The 18,527-nt window shown below is 48.1% G+C and carries 8 protein-coding genes; 5 read left to right on the top strand and 3 right to left on the bottom strand.

Features of this window, described 5'->3' with window-relative positions; all coding sequences use genetic code 11:
- Positions 1-16: 16 nt before the first annotated feature.
- From Q0K92_RS06490 to Q0K92_RS06480, 3 genes are all read left to right on the top strand, one after another.
- Positions 17-1,444: a TRAFs-binding domain-containing protein gene (locus Q0K92_RS06490; protein WP_297324996.1), complete on the top strand. Its 1,428-nt coding sequence runs from the start codon at positions 17-19 to the stop codon at positions 1,442-1,444.
- A 170-nt stretch (positions 1,445-1,614) separates the two neighbouring features.
- A complete protein-coding gene (locus tag Q0K92_RS06485; RefSeq protein WP_297324995.1) occupies positions 1,615-3,120 on the top strand; it encodes a TIR domain-containing protein in 1,506 nt (501 codons plus the stop codon).
- On the top strand, positions 3,081-5,147 hold the full coding sequence (locus tag Q0K92_RS06480; RefSeq protein ID WP_297324994.1) for a WD40 repeat domain-containing protein: 2,067 nt from the start codon (positions 3,081-3,083) through the stop codon (positions 5,145-5,147). The genes Q0K92_RS06485 and Q0K92_RS06480 overlap by 40 nt, the downstream gene beginning before the upstream one ends.
- Positions 5,148-5,272: 125 nt before the next feature.
- Here the strand turns inward: Q0K92_RS06480 and Q0K92_RS06475 are convergent, their stop codons facing one another.
- On the bottom strand, positions 5,273-7,984 hold the full coding sequence (locus Q0K92_RS06475) for a tetratricopeptide repeat-containing protein (protein WP_297324993.1): 2,712 nt from the start codon (positions 7,982-7,984) through the stop codon (positions 5,273-5,275).
- Positions 7,985-8,249: 265 nt separating this feature from the next.
- Between Q0K92_RS06475 and Q0K92_RS06470 the strand changes: the two genes are divergently transcribed.
- Both Q0K92_RS06470 and Q0K92_RS06465 read left to right on the top strand, forming a co-directional pair.
- Entirely contained in the window at positions 8,250-9,611 is a 1,362-nt protein-coding gene (locus tag Q0K92_RS06470; RefSeq protein WP_297324992.1) for a TRAFs-binding domain-containing protein, read from the top strand.
- A 135-nt stretch (positions 9,612-9,746) separates the two neighbouring features.
- Positions 9,747-13,064: a neutral/alkaline non-lysosomal ceramidase N-terminal domain-containing protein gene (locus Q0K92_RS06465; protein ID WP_297324991.1), complete on the top strand. Its 3,318-nt coding sequence runs from the start codon at positions 9,747-9,749 to the stop codon at positions 13,062-13,064.
- Positions 13,065-13,128: 64 nt separating this feature from the next.
- Here the strand turns inward: Q0K92_RS06465 and Q0K92_RS06460 are convergent, their stop codons facing one another.
- Positions 13,129-15,432: a TIR domain-containing protein gene (locus Q0K92_RS06460; RefSeq protein WP_297324990.1), complete on the bottom strand. Its 2,304-nt coding sequence runs from the start codon at positions 15,430-15,432 to the stop codon at positions 13,129-13,131.
- A 464-nt stretch (positions 15,433-15,896) separates the two neighbouring features.
- Entirely contained in the window at positions 15,897-18,458 is a 2,562-nt protein-coding gene (gene glgP, locus Q0K92_RS06455) for an alpha-glucan family phosphorylase (RefSeq protein WP_297324989.1), read from the bottom strand.
- Positions 18,459-18,527: the final 69 nt, after the last annotated feature.

The following is an 18,527-nucleotide window of genomic DNA, read 5'->3' as shown; positions in this document are numbered from 1 at the left end:
TTTAAAAGGTGCCGCCATGAATCCCTATTGCTTTGTCATAACCTCGTTTGGAAAAAAAGAGAATCTGAATGACATTAAATTGAAACAGAAAGCGGGGACAGCAGGCCCTGTTCAAGAGATTGATTTCGATAGAATTTACAATGATCTGGTCAAGCCTGCCATCCTTCAGGCGGGGCTGGAACCTTTGATAGAAAGCGAAGAAAGAGCCGGCGGATCTATTCATAAGACCATGTACGAGAAAATAATCTTATGTGAATTCTGCATTGCTGACCTGACCAATCTCAACCCGAATGCTTATTATGAACTGGGCATGCGTTACGCGGTTAAACCGTTCACCACCATTCCGATCATCGCTTCATCGCACTTTCCGCTACCTTTTGATATTGCTTCTGACCGAACATTTATCTACAACGTTGATGAAAACTTTAACTTATCCAATAAACAAAATGACATTGATGCGCTCGTGAAGAAACTTCAGTATGCCAAGCAAAATAGAGCTACCGACAGTCCTTTGTATGACTTGATCAATGGCATTGCTTTTCAGAACTCAGTGGCGCATGAAAAGACGGATGTTTTCAGGGATAAGGTGCAATACGATGAAGTAATTAAAAAGGAACTGGCTTATGCGCGCAATCGAACGGATGATGATCCAAACAAAATTAAGGCGCTACGCATTCAAGCCATCAACCAAATCGTTGAGAAATATCAGCCGCTTGAGAACATCGAAACAGCGGTACTGATCGACATTATGATTTCCTACCGGAACATTGAAGCATTTAATGAAATGCAAGCTTTTATCAAGCGGTTGCCACGTTACGTTTTTGAAACTGTGATGGTGCAGGAGCAGTATGCGTTTGTGCTGAATCGCAACGGCGGCAAAGCCAAGCCGGTGGATAACGTGATGATTCAGGAAGCTGAAGATGTATTGCAGAAGCTGGAAAGTGAGGGGAAAGCAAGCAGCGAGTCGTACGGCATCTGGGGAAGAATATACAAGGATAAGTTTGACAGGGCCTATAAAGCCGGAAGTATGGGTGAAGCTATGGTTTATCTGGAGAATGCTCTAACCTATTACCAAAAAGGATTTGAGTCCGATCCGCGCGATGCCTACCCTGGAGTGAATTATGTCACTTGCCTGGAATTACAAGGGAAAAGGGAGGAGGCGCTACGCTTATTGCCTGCTGTTGAATACGCGGTCAATGCCAAGATGAAACGGAAAGAACCTGAAAAACCTGATTATTGGGATTACGCTACGTTACTCGAATTGGCAGTGATTGAAAGCAGGTTTTCTGTCGCTGAAAAATTTTTCTACAAAGCCAAACCCCTGGAGATCGAAGCTTGGATGTTTGGAACCACCAAAGAAAACCTCAGCAAAATCCTCAATTTCAGAAAAGAGCGCAATGAAACTACTGCCGATCTGGACAAACTTATTGGTTTGTTTGGGTAGAACAAGTATCATTTGGAAATGATGATCAGAACCCTTATTCTAATTCGCGATAGAAATGTTAATATACATACTACATAAGTAACTGTATATAAAATACTATACTAAAATAATTATTTCTCTTTCTATCACGAATTGGAATTAGATAGGAGCAATTTGAAATTTCCGAAAAATTGCATGATGCATTTGTCAGTTATTCCCGCAAGGATAAGGTTTTCGCATCTCTGATTGAGAAAGCCTTAGAAAATTACACACCTCCCAAGAGCAGCGTTATTTCCCAGAAACGCCTGGATATTTTCCGTGATGAAGAGGATTTCACCGGTACAGATTACCACAAGGCCGTCAACAAGCACATCCAGGAATCCAGAAAACTCATCCTGATCTGTTCCCCGGCAGCGCGGGCTAGTCGCTATGTAAATGACGAAGTTCGTATTTTTGCTGAAGCTAATGGCAGTGACAATATTATTCCTATCCTGCTTAGCGGTATACCTAACAATGAAGCGTCATCAGAGCAGGAGGCTGAGAAGGCTTTTCCTGAAGCTTTGGTTGAGATCATACAAATGCCCTTGGCAATCAGCTATCTCAGTTTTCACTCAGACAAAGATAAAGTCAATAAAAGGAAATATGATGGCTCATGGTTTTCTCTGCTGGCGAATCTTTATGACATAGGTCGCAGCGAGGTCGAACAGCGGGAGAGAAAACGCCAAGCACGCATTCGCAATTTGTGGGTAAGTGGATTAAGTGCGGTTGTGGTTATCCTTTCGGTGTTTTTAGGCTTGGCTGTCTTCAATTGGTTAGAAGCAGAGCAAGCGCGCATCGCAGAGCAGCAGGCCACAAAAACGGCTATTGAGCAACGTAACAAGGCGCAACATACTTTGGCTGTCGCTGAATTCCGTGAAGCGCAGCGGCATTATGAAAATGGGAATATACCCCGAACGTTAGCTCATTTAACGCATGCTATACGGCTCGATTCATCATGGCTATCCGCTCGCACTTTGCTGATCAACCTCCTATGGCAAAAAAGCTCAAACCCATCCCCGTTTATTTTTAAACATAAAGATAAGGTTAATTCCGCTGAGTTCAATTCTGACGGTACAACCGTAGTAACTGCATCCAAGGATAATACAGCGCGCCTTTGGAATGTAAAAACCGGCCAAGCGTTGGGTGAGTCGATGAAACATGAAAATGAGATTTATCAAGCTATTTTTAGTCCGGACGGAACGCGTGTGGTAACTGCATCCACGGATAAAACAGCGCGTCTTTGGGATGCAAGAACCGGCCAAGCGTTGGGTGAGCCGATGAAACATGAAGATGCAGTTTATCGAGCTATTTTTAGTCCGGACGGAATGCGCGTGGTAACTACATCCGGGGATAAAACAGCGCGCCTTTGGGATGCAAGAACCGGCCAAGCGTTGGGTGAGCCGATGAAACATGTTCAAGTTATTTATAGCCCAGACTTTAGCCCAGACGGAACGCGCGTGATAACTGCATCCACGGATAAAACAGCGCGCCTTTGGGATGTAAAAACCGGCCAAGCATTGGGTGAGCCGATGAAACATGAAAATGAGATTTATCAAGCTATTTTTAGTCCGGACGGAACGCGTGTGGTAACTGCATCCACGGATAAAACAGCGCGTCTTTGGATGCAAGAACCGGCCAAGCGTTGGGTGAGCCGATGAAACATGAAAATGAGATTTATCAAGCTATTTTTAGTCCGGACGGAACGCGTGTGGTAACTGCATCCACGGATAAAACAGCGCGTCTTTGGGATGCAAGAACCGGCCAAGCGTTGGGTGAGCCGATGAAACATGAAGATGCAGTTTATCGAGCTATTTTTAGTCCGGACGGAATGCGCGTGGTAACTGCATCCGGGGATAAAACAGCGCGCCTTTGGGATGCAAGAACCGGCCAAGCGTTGGGTAAGCCGATGAAACATGAAGATAAAGTTTATCAAGCTAATTTTAGTCCAGACGGAACGCGTGTGGTAACTAGATCCAAGGATAAAACAGCGCGTCTTTGGGATGCAAGAACCGGCCAAGCGTTGGGTGAGCCGATGAAACATGAAGATACAGTTTATCAAGCTATTTTTAGTCCAGACGGAACGCGCGTGGTAACTACATCCGAGGATAATACAGCGATTTGGGATGTAAAGACGGCTCAAGCGGTGAGTGTGTCGATGAAGCATGAAAATATAGTTGAGTCTGCTAGATTTAGCACAGACGGCACTCGCGTGATAACCTTAGGATATAAAACATCAGCGCGCCTATGGGATACAAGAACAGGACAAGAACTAAGGGGACAGATTAGGGATGGAAACATGGTTTATTCACCTATGTTTAGTCCGGATGGCACTCGCGTAATTACCAAATCGAAGGATAAAATAGTGTCACTTCTATGGAGTGCAAATACCGGACAAAAGCTGGGTGAACCAATGAGGCATAAAGATAACATTAATAATGCAATGTTTAGTCCAGATAGTACCCGTGTAGTGACCGCATCTGAAGATAAGACAGCGCGCCTTTGGGATGCAAAAACTGGCCGAGCACTGGGTGAGCCGATGAAACATGAAGATACAGTTTATCGAGCTATTTTTAGCCCAGACGGAACGCGCGTGGTAACTGTATCCAAGGATAAGACAGTACGCCTTTGGGATGCAATTACCGGACTATCTCTGGGAGTACCGATGAGGCATGAAGACACAGTTTATTTAATTGACCTAAGCCCAGATGGTGCACGCGCAATAACGGCATCCAATGATGAAACCGTACGCCTTTGGAATACAATCACTGGTCAAACACTAGGTGAGCTGATGGTTCAAAATAGCATAATTACTTCAGCTGTATTCAGCCCAGATGGTACGCGCGTGGCAATCGCATCGAGTGATAAGACCGCACGCTTATGGGATGCAAACACCGGTCAAGTACTGAGTGCGCCAATAAGGCATGAAGATACAATTTATTCAGCTGCATTCAGCCCAGATGGCACACGCCTGGTGACCGCATCCGGGGATAAAACAGCGCGTCTATGGGATGCAAAAACCGGGCAAGCGTTGGGTGAGTCTATGAAACATGAAGATAAAGTTAATTCAGCTATGTTTAGTCCGGATAGCACACGCGTGGTAACTGCATCTTATGATAGGACAGCACGTCTATGGGATGCTGATACTGGACAAACTCTGGGTGAACCGATGATGCATGAAGATAATGTTCAATCGGCTAAGTTCAGCCCGGATGGGTCGCGTGTGGTAACTGCATCCAGTTCGCTCAAAATAACCATAGAATCCGACAGCTACCAGGCAAATTCTATAGCTATAGATGATTGGAATGGGGTCGCGCGAGTGTGGGATATATTACCAGTGATATCTGACCCTGATAACTTACTGGCAGAACTGGCAGAAGCGGTAACCGGACTCAGACTCGGTGAGTATGGTGCGATAGAAACCGTCAATGATCAAATCGAACGGCTGAATCAATTGCGACAGCGAACAGCCAATGCACCTTTAGGTGAACCCACTGCAGAGTCCTTCGTGCGCTGGTTTTTATCTGATTCCTGGACACGTACCATTTCGCCGCTTTCCAAATTGACAGTTCCCGACTATATCCAACAAGAACTTGCTGCCGGGCGTCGTGAGCAAGTGGAGCAGGAATTTCCAGGCCATCCACTGCTACGACTAGAAAAATTGAAAGTAGAAGAAGTTCCGAATTAGCCAATCGATCCGATATCCGAAGAGCCTGCCATACAAATTCCCGCTAAAAAACCCAGAATTCCTTCGTAGTTGACTGAAATACGCCCCTTCATAACAAAGGAGCGTAGTGCAGAAGTTATCTCGATTTACTGTTTCAAGTTCAACAAGCGTTCCAGCTTGCCACGCGCAAGAAAATACCGATCTACACAGTGGATGTGAAACCTGGCGAGAGTGTAGCCTATGGTCGCAATGGCGAATTTGAGTAAAATGCTTTTCGCTTCATTGCCTGGGTTTAGCCAGCGGAACATGGGTACAAAAAAACTAGCGATCGTTAAGAGCAGGAATATTATTAATGCGCCCCATGTAATTGTCTGGATAGCAGGCGCACTCCAGGTTGAAATGATCAAGCTGCCCAAAAGCAGCAATGCCACGATGCCCACACCATACATGAGAACTCTGTATACCGGACTCAGATCCCAGACCTTGAAGAAAACTTTGCGCGCCACATGCAGCTGATGATGCAGATCCTTGCTTTGCTGATTGGTATCTTGCTGCATCGCAAGCAGCGGTTCAAGTTTGCGGAACGGCCAATCCACGCCTGCGGCATCGATGTCGTAACCACCCCAGGTGTCGGGTTTCCCGTCCTTTAGGTGTTGTTCCTGCAGCAGTTCAAATTCGCGCTTGGTAATGCGGTAACCACTTGCGATTAGCGCATAGGCCTCAACTTCGGTAAACGCGTCCAGGTCGGTGCGCATGCCGGCGATTTTTTCTTGTAGTTCGCGGTCGATGCCGTAGGAGGTTTGGTTGCTTGAAATTGGCTTTGACGGCTGTGGATCCTGGCAGTTGATCCAGTCCAGTGGCTGAGCTTCGAGTTCTTTGCGGGTATGGACAAAAAACAAACCATCCAAGGCGCGGCTATCGAGGCGGCAGCGCAAATCCTGGTATTCCGCTTCGCGAACCCGATCCTGCAGGATGGAAGTGACGCGCAGCAATACGCCGGGTGGCGTATCCGATGGGCTTTTAATGTCTTCCATTTGCCCGCACGCATCGCTGCACAGTATCCGCGTACAGCCTTCGCTCAGCAGTCCTGCGACGCCTTGATTATCATGCACGCCACCGTCGACAAGGCGCACCGTGCGGTCTTCATACAGTCCGGTGATGGTTAGCGGTTCGAACATGCCGGGTACGCAAGCCGATGCAGCCACGGCATAGCCGAGGCGATAATGTTTTAATTCGTCCGTTGGGGCATCTGGGTAGTACACGCGCCGGTAGCGCCTGTTGATGTCGATTTCGCCATTGATATGACTGGGCGGTTCACCCATGGAATTGGCGGTAAACTGCCAGTTGTGACCGGAACTGAGCGAGGAGCTGTTGAGTATCAGCGTTGGTACCTTGGCGCGTCGTATCCAGTTGGAGAATTTTGGTTTGAAAGGCGCTGAATCAGATGCGTCTTTGGGTTTTATCAATAATTCCGGCATGCTGCGCGGCTTATCTTCAGCATGCCCATCGGCGACCTCCTGGTAAAGCTTTGATTCGTAGAACTCACCCAAGCGGTGGCTGCGGGAATAATCGTTCTTGCCGGAAATGAATTCCCAATTATCTTTGATGCTTGCAAACGTTTGCATCTTGACATTGGTTTGCACGCCTTTGAGGAATTTTTCCTGCACCCGGCGGACGATTGCGATGTAATCGTCGCAGGTAATTTCGTTGTCTGCTTTGGTTTGCAACAAATTCTGCACTTCCAGGTAGTAGTGTGCGCCCAGAATGCTGCCGCCGGATACAGTGGAAAGCGCTTCTACATTCCGTAGCGCATCCATTTCCGCTAGCCGCGCCAGAACACCCAAGTGGAAGAACGAAGCGCGGAACCCGCCGCCGGAGAGCGCCAGACCCACTTTACCGCTGCCGGATGTGAGCGCGCGTTGTGCGTTTTTTTCACCAACAATGATCGCCAATGCTTTCCATGCTGGATCCCAATTAACTGGGTTGTCGGCTTCCTTAGGCGGGACGATATCTTGCAGATAAGCAAGCTGACGCAGTTGCATAAATACTGTCCACCTTTTCCAATTGTCCGCGTTGGCGACATCGGCTTTGTTCAGCCATTCTCCCGCCTCATGGTATTCTTTTAAGCCGAAGTGCGCTTCTGCCAGGGTGAGCAGATGCCAGAATCTATACTCTTCAATGATACTTTGATCTTGTTCGAGCCATGCTGGGACGGTTGCTATGATTTGCTGCCGGAGAGTGTCGGCTTTCTCCTTTAAACGACGGGCCTCTTCTGATGAAGTGTTACTACGATGAGCAATGCGGCTGGCCCGGTCAGCCAGTATATCCATGATAAATGCCGCATTGACACCACCATACCCCATGTCTTGCTGGGGATTGCGTTCAAAAGCGGCGCGATAGAACGACAAGGATTCGTACAAATCTTCCGTCTGCCCGAATTGCTGCCATTTTATTTTGTGCGCCGCGCCACCCAGGCAAAGGGTTTCCGTGTTTTTATTCGACGGATTACGCAGGCCGATTTCTTCCAGCAAGGCCAGTGCCTGTTCCAGCCGTTTTCGTGCGGGTATTTCTTCATTCTTGTAGGTGCATAAGGCCAGTTGCTGGACGATCCAGACTTCATCTTTTGCAGTTTCTGCCTGCCACCATTCTTCAGCAGTATTGCCTTGTGATTGACGCAATTTTTGTTGTTTATCCCGGGCCTGATTCAATAGCTTGCTTGCCGGATAGAATTCCGATTCTTTCTTCAGGATTTTGATATATTCCTTAATCGTTCGGATGTCATCCGGGCACTGGTGACTTGTGATAATTTTTTGTATATGTGCTAATAATTCCTGATCTTGATCGAATTTAAGTGACATAGAAATCTCCTTATCGATTAGGTTTTAGAGGCATACATCAGTTATTCAGTATACCCACGAAAATATGATCTGTTAAAAATTTTAAGGGACTGTAGCAAACTGGCATAGCTTTTAAGCTAATCAGCTACAGCTCCAATATTTTATCTTCTCATATCATAGACCAATCAGAATGTGAAAAACCACACAGTCCTATCTGTAAAATAACTGTAAGATGGATTAATGATGTGATTATTGATAAAGACTAATACAACAAGGAGATACGGAAATGCCTAAAAATATCCAAGGAACCTGTTTTGTCGTGATGGGGTTCGGTAAGAAAACAGATTTTGAAACAGGCCGTACTCTTGATCTAGATAGGTCTTATCAGAATATGATCAAACCCGCTGTCGAAGCCGCTGGGCTGAAATGTATCCGTGCGGATGAGATTGTCCATTCCGGCATGATCGATGTGCCGATGTACGAGCAGCTCCTGAGTGCGGATGTTGTTGTTGCAGATCTTTCAACGTCAAATAAAAACGCATTCTATGAACTGGGTGTGCGTCACGCGCTGCGTCCTTATACGACGATCGTTATCGCCGAGGATGGAATCAAGATTCCTTTTGACGTAAATCATATTCTCGTACGGCAATATCACCACCTGGGAGAAGACATCGGTGCTAGTGAAGCGAAGAGATTTAGTGAAATCCTTACCAAGGCCATTGTCCAAATCATGGAGAAGGATCCCCGTGATAAAGATAGTCCTGTCTATACTTTTTTGAGCAGTCTCGACCCGCCAGCTCTGGGTAAAGCGCTGGATGCCGCGATAGAGAACGCGGCGAAACCCATTAAAGAATCCGATGGTGGGGAGAGTGGTGATGCGATGCCCGAAGCAGTTCACAGCGTGCTGATGCAGCAGGTGGATGAAGCACAGAAAAACAAAAAATTTTTGGAAGCGAAAACGCTTCTGGCTACTGTACGCAACATGAGAAAAATGAACTCTCTTGTCACGCCAGGTGAACCAACTATCGAAAAGCCAGAAGATCCTTATATCATTCAACGTCTCGCTCTCCTGACCTACAAGAGCAAATATCCGACGGAGGAAGGGGCGTTGCAGGAAGCGCGCGAGTTGCTTACTGTGCTCGATCCAGAAACTTCCAATGATACTGAGACGCTCGGACTCTGGGGTGCGGTGCATAAGCGACTCTGGGAATTAACTGAAGATAGAAAGTACTTAGATGAATCAGTGCGTGGTTATGAGAGGGGTTTTTATCTGCGTAACGACTACTACAACGGCATTAATCTTGCCTATCTGCTCAACGTCAGGTGCGCGAACGCTACTACTCCGGCCGAAGCTATCGCCGATTTTATACAGGCTCAACGGATTCGGCGTGAGGTCAGAGACATTTGTCAGGCGGTGCTGAAGTCAGAGAGTTTGCCTCTTAACACTAAGTACTGGGTGCAAGCAACAGAAGCGGAAGCGTGTATTGGTATGTGCGATAAAGCCGATGAGGAGCGGGGTGAGCAACTGCTTGAAGTGGCATTGAAGATGGATGTTGAACAATGGATGAAAGACTCAACGCAGGAGCAACTCCATAAGCTCAGGCCGATGCTCGCCGATTCTCCTTTGAAGTATATTATTAAAGAATGAGAAATATGCACTGTGATGGAAATAGCCTGGAACGATGCTTATTCACCTGAGATACGTCGCATCATTTGTACGACTAATGCGATCGAATCAGTGAATATGAGTCTACGCCCCTAATAATCTGCGGAGTCTAAACAAATGCCAAAAAATAATCCCCCATTTGAACTTGAACCTAATATCTCTGAATTTATGAAGGAACATAAGGTATTTGTTGAAGCACCCGAAGGTAAGGCGTTGGCTATCAACGTCGCCGAGTTTTCGCAAATGCCAATTATCCCGGAAATTCACGTGATTTCTCCAGACAAAACTCTGAACGTGAATGCACCACAACAGATTGTCGAATGGGTTAACCTAATTCCTGCAGAACTTGTCGAACATCGGGATGCTCCTCTTCTCGATTTTAAAATAATGCCGGAGAAAGAAGCGGCAGTGGCTATGTCGTCGAGTTTACAAGTGCTTACAGTCGGAGCACAGGCTCTAATTGCGGGGGGCGGAATGGGGGCGGAATTCAAGGCTGATGCGCTGCTGCAAGCTGCTTTTGGTAACGACAAGGCATCTGCGGCTATCCGAGAACCGTTTCTTGATCCAAAATTTGAATTGCCGCCAATCCCAATGCAAGATTCTAAACTGCCGGATATCAGCAAGCTTGTGCTCGAAGGAACAGTAACCGAACTGCTCCAGACGTTTGCCAAATGCGGCATCATGGCAAAGGATGAACGAGACTGGGTCAATAGCATCAGACAATTCGGGACTGTGACAGAAATTTCACCCAATCCTGCTTGCGGTGGGCAGACGATAACGGTAAGTTTCAAAGATTTCGGTAGCGCACCCCCTGCACAAGGTAGTTTCAGCGATATCTATATCAGTATCCCGGCAGCGGGGGGAGATCATGCACGAATCAGTATCCGCCAGATCGTCCCCACATTTTTTGATCCGGAAACATGGCGTGATAGTGGTTCTCTTACTTTTACGCTTCCCAGCAATGTTTCAACCGGCTGCCTGGGTTTTTTTATCGCGCCTGCCAATGAAGGTAGAGGTGGAGGTTGCAACGGCGGTGAAATGTTAAGTTCGGCGGGCATGCTGCAAAGTATTCTAGGCGATCAGTTCGGCGTAGTGGGAGTATTGCAAGGCCAGAAAATTGTGGATGTTGCAATTACTATCGAAGCTAACAAACATTCGCCCTGGCCTTCTGTCAGCTGTCAAGCGGATAAGGCCAATCACCTGAATGCAGGGCCGCCCATCATTAACGGTTTTGGTATACAGGAAAATGGACCAATTCACCCGCGAGGCTACGTGACCCTGAGTTGGTCCGTATCCAATGCCGATCATGTTGAGATTATTCCGCGAGCCGTTCCTGGCTCCGAAAATCCGCATGAGCTGCCCGTCATCAACGGACCATTAAGCCAATCTGGAAGTATGCAGATCCCAATACCCTGCCGCAAACGATGGGTTGGTGAATATGTGTTGTACGCGACCAACGCAAATGGTTGTACCGAGGGACCGCTCCAAAGTATTGTCACGCTTGAAAGTGGCTACGGTGAATATCGCATTGGCGTTGCAAAGGCCGATATCACTGATGAACGCAAAGGCCTTCCCATGGCTGGCTTTGCTGATGAAGCACAGAAAACCAACGGTGTTTTGCATCGTTTATTTGCGCGTGCTTTTGTAATTGAAGAAAACAGCACTGCAGAAAATAGATCGTGTCTCGCAATGGTCGTTGCTGATATCTGGACTTGTACTCAGGCGGTTAAAAATGCTGTGGTCGAGAAGCTGAAAGGCCGTTTTGGTCCAGGTCGTTATCCTGCTGAGCGGGTTATGATCTCAGGAACTCACACACACGCAGGTCCTGGCGGATATTCCGAATACTATCTTTATAACTTATCAATTGGCGGTTTCGACCAGGAAGTTTTCGACATTATCGTCGACGGCATTGTTTCTGCAATCATAGATGCGCATAACCGACTTGCTCCGGGTCGAATTTTTGTTAATTCCGGAGAACTTCTTAACTGCGGCATGAATCGCTCGCTCAATGCATTTCGGAACAACAGAGATGTCGGCAGCGACTTAAGTTTGTCAGTCGACAACGAAATGCTCCTTCTCAAATTTGTACGTGATCTGGATAACAAAGGAGGAACAGCCAATATCGGTGTGCTGAATTGGTATGCGATTCATCCGACAAATCTCGGCTACATGAATACGCAAGTATCCGGTGATAATAAGGGTTGGGCTGAATCACAGTTTGAAAAAATTCTCTCAGAGAGAGGAAAGCCGGAAATTGTCATTGCTGCATTTGGAAATAGTTGTGCCGGTGATATTTCCGGTAATGTTGGCACCGGAATTCCCATGGGCAGTAAAGAAAACAATGAAGTTGCGTGGAATAACGATGTTGCCCGGATGGAAAAAATGGGTCAACTTCAGTGTGACAAAGCCATCGAATTATTTGACTCTACAGTTGCTGAAGAAATTACGGGGCCGATTGATGTCAGCTATACCCATGTAGATATGTCGCAGGTATCGATTGAAAATATACCCGGTGCAAGAACTTGGCCGGCAGCAATTGGCGTATCCTTTGGCGCCGGAAGCTCAGAGGATAGTCAGCCGGCAGTCTATATTCCAGATTTAAAAGGGCAAAAGATCATTGCAAAAATTCGCGAAGGTATGGATCAGACAGAATTTAACAAAGGAGCGGCCGAATTTTGGCTCACTGGTGGTCCCGTGCTTGCGGGGCTTATGACGGGATTTTTAGGTTCCCTGGCGTTGGGGCCTGTTGGCATAAAAGCAGCTCTACCTTCACTTGTACCTATTCTTAAAACTGCTCTTCAGATAATTGCAGCTTGGCCTGTTTCTTCGTCCAGCTCCTATTTCTTCAGTACACTTGGACAGCTCTTTTTTTCAAGTAAAATACATGATCCCCAATCCAGTCCGGAGGGTCAATGGTCCTGGATTATTCCTGACCAACTTGCTCCAAATACTAATTACACACCTTCCTACATAATTGGACATGGTATGAAGCCGATCATGTTTCCTGTAGGTCTGTGGAAGCTGAGATGCACCCCAGCAGACCGGAGTCAAGCATCAACGGATTGGGTTTGTCCCTTAGTACCACACATTGTTCCTATTCAGATGATGCAGATCGGTCAGGTTTCGATTGTCGGTGTTCCCGCTGAGTTTACAACCACTGCTGGGCGCCGTCTCAAGGCAAAACTGCGCGAGATACTAGGACAAGAAAATGCTCGCATCGTAATTTCAAATTACAGCAATGCCTATTCAGGATATGTTACCACCGCAGAAGAGTATGCTATCCAGGAATATGAGGGAGCATCAACGCTATATGGCCCCTACACGCTGGATGCTTATTTGCAGGAAATTGGTAAGTTGGCGCATGCTATCAAGACAGGAACCAGAATTCTGGTTGAAGCACCGTTTGATGTGCCAGCGGTGTATAAGAAACCATAGGGATAATTCTAAAAGGATAGGCGTGGGTATGCTGCGCTTTGCGCGCTAAAGAATGGATTGATGACTATGCATGCAGGTGAAAGTCGAGGGCCCAACTATGCAGTACACCGTTGTCTGCTTCGGCTTTATCAATGACTTCTAGTATCCATTTTCCTTGGCAATTCATGCCACGAAGTGCTGCTAGTCCGGGATCTAGTACTGATGTAAACGGAGTCCGCGCGCTTTTCCCCGAGCTGCCTTGTCGGTTTTCGAGAACTATCGGTGGGCTACCTGGGGCGTGCAAGCGAATGACAAGATCCCCCACATAAGTGTGATCCAATTTCAGGTTGATGGAGATGTCCACCAAGAATCCAGTGTCTGGCACGTCGATCGTATCGCGCGTCCACGTCCGAGTATTATCGGGGATGAAAAGCTCAGGTGACGATGAGAAGCGGAGTCGTCGCTCCGAGATCATAGCTAACTGCGAAGCATCTTTGAGTCGCCGAGCGGCCGTAACGAGGTCAATCCCGCCGCGACTGATCAGACGAAGCGCTTCCGTCGCTGTTCTGGCGATCCACTTAGATTGCTCTGAAGACATCGCAACAAAGCCAAATCCCAGTTCGTTCTGTCTTGAATTCATCTCACTGTCCTTTGGCCGATGTGCGAATTCGAACAGAGCTGGCAGAGCACAGAAGTCTCGGAGCTTTAGATGCCGGAATGCAATTTCTCCATCCTTATCTTTTCTTAGTAGGTGCATTAAGGCGCCAAATTCTAGGAAACGCTCTACCTCGACCCCCGACAATCCATGCATCTCGTCCGCGGCAAGTGAAGTGTGCTGCGTGTTTAATATCCAGGCATGTGCCATTGAGATTTGGTAACGTGCCTCGCCCGCGGCAAGCGAAGTGCGCTGCGTGGGTCGCATCCAACGGAATGAGCTTACAAAGCCGCCGGGTTCTTCGAGCCACATTGTTGCGGCGATCGACGCGAGGAATGTACGAGCATCCTGTTCTTTGAATGGTAAAGTGCCAGCCTTTGATGCCTCGTGCACGAAGCGACGGGAGATGTAACGATCAAATACGAAGGCTTCGTCGAATGGTGCGTCCGATTGCCCTAGCGCCAAATCCTGCCCGATTGCAAGTGAGAGCATGCCAAGCAAGAGTGGCGTGCGAACAAGTAGCGCGAACTCCGGATCACGGCTGACTCGATCCCATAAGAAGGTCTGGTTTCGTGCCGTCAAGTAGTCCTGTATCTGAGCATCAGAGAGCGGCTGAAGTGTGAGGGTGGCGTCTAGTGGAGCAATGTGGCTGATTTCTCTGTAGTCTGTCTCACGGCTGGTGATCACTACCGGTCCGGTAGGTAAGTCACGGGCGAGTGCGTCGAGGAAGAGAGCCCGTGGATCATATATTTTTGTGTCGTCGGGATAAATAGTACGTGGACTGCCTAGCTCATCCAGGCCATCAAGCAGAAGAAGCGGTTGTTCGTTTCGGAGCTTTGGCCACGGCGAGACGCGCTCTACCCAGTCTAGGATTGGTAAGTGCAAGTCCCAGCTGGCGATGCTTGCCAGCACCGGTAAGTGTTCGGATGGATTATGCAAGCGTGAAACTGCTGCGTCGCGAGTGAATGCAAGAAGCGCAGTCGTTTTGCCAGCCCCGGGAGCACCGAGCAACAGAATCCGTTTGTGATGCGCGCGAAAAGCATCCTTAAATGATGCAAAGACTTTCTCTGGTTTGCTTGTGGCTTGTGTTGCGGAATTCCGATTGTCGACAGCGGGAGACACCGAGAAGCCAATCCGGAACGTATTGGTGTTGGCAGGCGCAGGCATAGTCGCATCGTGGACATCCTTCGTTTCAAGGTTCAATAGATGCATAACAGTCTCCGCCAGACGCTGACTGCACCATTCGTGAAGGTTTTGTAGGTAGCGCACGATCTCTGGCGTGTCTCCATAGACTGGCAGCTCATCATCCGTGGCGGGATTCTTAAGCCGATCAAGAATGGTGCTCAGCAACTGATCGTACTCACTTTCAATCGAAAGAGACAGTACATTCCGGGTGCAGATGTGTACGGGCAAATCACCACCTGGAAACACCACCGGCACAAGCCACAATTTCCCTGGTGGATTCTGCTCGCGCCGCCGTTGATCCTGATTCAATGCATATTGGATTTCGCGACGTACAAAACTTTCCCCACGCTCTACGTCCTTCGTAAGACAAACGATAACGTGAGAAGCGGCACGGATTCCTTCTTCGATTTTACCAGTGAAATCCTGATCTGGATCGATGTTCCGTGTGTCGCGGAACGTGCCGATACCTGCTTGCTGAAGATCAGCATCGATGCGCTCAGCCCAGCAGCGACCGTCGGCTCGTGCGTATGACAAGAACACGTATGTCATGAGACTACAGCTTCGCAACCATCGCGAGCTCTAATAACTATCAGTAACGAACCATTCTTGTAGATATAGGAAAGATAAACGTTTTTCTTCATAGAAAATGAATGCGCTGAAAGTCGGATTGGTAATCAAATATGCCTTCAACGTACCATCAAATGATCAAGAAATCACTTAATTTCGGTTCGATCAGCGCAAATAACCAAAGATTGAGATGCGTTTTACTGTTTCTAGCGAAAAACGGTCAAGGAAAATGATTACGCAGCAATTGAATCCTATATCGGTCTTACAAAGTATGTGCCTGTTTATTGCATTGTGGCTATTGTTACCGGCTCTAACAAAAGAAATCCCGAGAGATTGCTCATGAATCAAGTCGATAATAATAAGAATTCGGTTTGACTGAAAGTCAATTAGGCCGACTATTCAGTTGCTTGCGGTTGAATGGTCAGCCTGAAGGAATTATCCTTACCTTACAACCACACCATCAAGCCCATTTCCAATGGATGGGTCAGTAGGGGATGATAAGGATAAATACGGATGAAATATTCCTGTTTGCCGCATAATTCCGGTGTCAGCTTGAGTTCGAACAGGTGTTCATCCGCATCCTGAGTGCCGGTAAATTCAAACTTGAAATGCTGGAAGTTGGATAAGCGGGTGGTTTTGAATTGGCGGCATATCAGCAGTTCAATGACGACATCTTCATGCGACAGGTTGTTGAGTCTGGCGGCTACCTTGAAGTTCAATGTTTCGTTAAACGGCACACGTTCACGCAGAGGGTCCAGGCGGCGTAGTGTGATGCCATGCCACGCGCTTCTTATTTTGGTTTTCCATGCGGCAATATTTTTTGCTTCAGCGTAGTCATTGGCGGCGTACAGTGCGCCTTTTTTACTGGCCGGATAATAAAAGTTAGTCACATATTCATCGACCATGCGGGTTGCGTTGTACCGTGGCAGCAGCGACATCATGGAATGTTTGGCCATTTTTACCCATTCCGGCGAATAGCCGAGTTTGCCATAGTTGTAATATAGCGGCACGACCTGGTCTTGCAGGATTTCATACAGCGCCCGGCTTTCTTCCTGGTCACGCAGCACGCCTTCCATATCTTCCGGACCCGGTTTGATCGCCCAGCCGTTTTTGCCGTCATAGCCTTCCCCCCACCAGCCGTCCAGCACGCTTAGATTGATTGCGCCGTTAATTCCCGCTTTCATGCCGGATGTGCCGCTGGCTTCCAGCGGATAGATCGGGTTGTTAAGCCAGACATCCACGCCGGCAACCAGGCGCCGGGCAAGCCGCAAATCGTAGCCTTCGACTAACAACAACCGTCCTTCAAATTCGGGAAAATGCGCAATTTGACTGATGCGCCGGATGAGGTCTTGCCCCGGTACATCGGCAGGGTGCGCTTTGCCGGCAAAAATCAGCAATACAGGGCGTTCCTGATCCAGGATGATTTTGCGCAGCCAGTCGAGATTGTCGAATAACAGTACGGCGCGTTTATAGGTGGCGAAGCGGCGCGCAAAGCCTAACGTCAGGATATTCGGATTAATCGGATCCACGAACTTCAGGAGCCGGTCGAGATGCGCTTCCGAGCCGCGATTTCGAGTGTTTTGCTCGGTGATGCGAGAGCGGATGCCATGGAACATTTGCGATTTTAACGATTGCCGCACGCTCCAGAACAAATGATCGGGTATGGCATCAATGCGTGACCAGTACTCGTTGTCGCACATTTTGCTGCGCCATTCATGACCCAGATAGCGATCAAACAGATCGGACCATTCCTGTGCCAGAAAGGTCGGTACATGAACGCCATTGGTAACGTAGGCGATGGGATTTTCTTCCGGCTCGATTTGTGGCCACAGATCCCGGCAGATACTGGCGGATACGCCACCGTGTATTTTGCTGACGCCATTGTGTGTGCGCGAGCCATGAATCGCTAAGGCAGTCATATTAAAATCAGGGCTGCCGGGCACATGGCCGAGCGCCATGAATGCTTCGCGGGTAATGTTGAGACTGCGATAGAAGTTGTCAAAGTAGGTATGCATGATGTCTGCGCTGAAATGATCATGCCCGGCGGGAACGGCTGTATGTGTCGTGAAAATCGTATTGACCGCCACGCTTTCCAGCGCGCTGGCAAAATCGAGTCCTTGCAGAACCCGATTGTGGATGCGCTCAAGAATCATGAAAGCGGCGTGGCCTTCATTGATATGCCAGATGGTGGGTTGTATGCCCAGTGCCTGGAGCGCACGCACACCGCCCATGCCCAGAATAATTTCCTGCTCGATGCGCATGATTTTGTCGCCGCCATATAAATTGTGCGTGATATAGCGATCTTGCGGAGAATTTTCCGGCAAGTCGGTGTCGAGCAGATACAGCGTGACATGGCCGATTTTCGCCTGCCAGATTTTTACCACCACATTGCGGTGCGGTAGTGCAACTTCAATATGCAGGCTCGAGCCATCTGCTTGCAGCACCGGTGTGACCGGAAGATCTTCAAAGTCCGACATGGTGTAGGTAACTTGCTGATTACCCTGACTATCGATGGTTTGAGAGAAATATCCCTGGCGATACAGCAAACCAATGGCTACGAACGGAAGATGCAAGTCGCTGGCCGCTTTGCAGTGATCGCCGGCGAGAATGCCCAGACCGCCGGAATAAATGGGCAAGCTTTCATGAAAACCAAATTCAAAACAAAAATAAGCAACTTGATCTTGCGCGCATAAATTGCCGGTATCGGTATTACTTTGTGCGGATGGTGCGTCGTGGTACGAATCATAAGTCGACAGAATGCTGTTGTAGGTAGCGAGAAACACCCGGTCTTCCGTTGCTTTCAGCAGCGCTGACTCATCCACGCGTTTGAGAAATGCCTTGGGGTTATGGCCCACCGCTTCCCATAAATGCGGATCCAACCGCGAAAACAGCGTGCGCGTGGCACGATCCCAGCTATACCAGAGATTGTTGGCCAATTCTTCCAGACGCCTAAGGCGTGGTGGTATTTTAGGATTAACAGTGATGGTGAAAGCAGTGCGTGAAAACATGGTGATTCTCCTGGATGGAAATTATTTTTATTACGATGGGCGGTTAATCCATTGAATGAAATATCGGGC

The organism is Nitrosomonas sp. (assembly GCF_024282095.1).
Classification (GTDB): Bacteria; Pseudomonadota; Gammaproteobacteria; order Burkholderiales; family Nitrosomonadaceae; genus Nitrosomonas.
The sequence above is the reverse complement of the archived record's forward strand: the minus strand, read 5'-3'. Positions and strand labels throughout refer to the sequence as shown.